1 protein-coding gene is annotated in these 216 nt (G+C 68.5%); it reads right to left on the reverse strand.

All coding sequences use genetic code 11. The annotated features are described in order from the left end of the window. On the reverse strand, positions 1–216 hold a 216-nt coding region (locus ON45_RS20690; RefSeq protein WP_040496738.1), incomplete at both ends, for a calcium-binding protein.

The raw sequence follows: 216 nt of genomic DNA on the forward strand, positions 1-216 counted from the left end.
GTTGGTCGTTGCCGGCGCCGCCGTAGACGGTGTCGTGGTCGGTGCCTGCGTAGAGGGTGTCGGTTCCGTCGTCTCCGGTGAGGGTGTCGGTGCCGGCTCCGCCCCAGAGGTGGTCGTTGCCTGGTCCGCCGATGAGTCGGTCGTTGCCGTTGCCGGCGATGAGTCGGTCGTTGCCGTACCAGCCGAAGAGTTGGTCGTTGCCGGCGCCGCCGTAGA

This window comes from Ilumatobacter nonamiensis YM16-303, from assembly GCF_000350145.1.
In the GTDB taxonomy this organism is placed as follows: Bacteria; Actinomycetota; Acidimicrobiia; order Acidimicrobiales; family Ilumatobacteraceae; genus Ilumatobacter_A; species Ilumatobacter_A nonamiensis.